Genomic DNA, 247 nt, shown 5'->3' with positions numbered 1-247 from the left:
GGCCGTTGACCGGGATCGTGCACAGCGCGGGCCTGGTCGCCGACAACTACCTGATCCGCAAGGACCCCGAGGAGCTCGCCCGGGTGCTGGCACCGAAGGCGCGGGGCCTGGTCAACCTGGACGAACTGAGCCGCGAGCTGCCGCTGGAGGCCTTCGTCTGCTTCTCCTCCATCACCGGCGCGTTCGGCAACGCCGGCCAGGGCGACTACGCCGCCGCCAACGCCTTCATGGACGCCTACGCCGCCTA

Annotated in this window: 1 protein-coding gene; it reads left to right on the top strand. The window is 70.4% G+C overall.

All coding sequences use genetic code 11. The features are described from left to right. Positions 1 to 247, top strand: a 247-nt coding sequence (locus tag UK12_RS35875; RefSeq protein WP_156179204.1) for a ketoreductase domain-containing protein, incomplete at both ends; no start/stop codon positions are given.

The organism is Saccharothrix sp. ST-888 (assembly GCF_000955975.1).
In the GTDB taxonomy this organism is placed as follows: domain Bacteria; phylum Actinomycetota; class Actinomycetes; order Streptomycetales; family Streptomycetaceae; genus Kitasatospora.
This window is presented reverse-complemented; position numbering and strand designations above follow the sequence as displayed.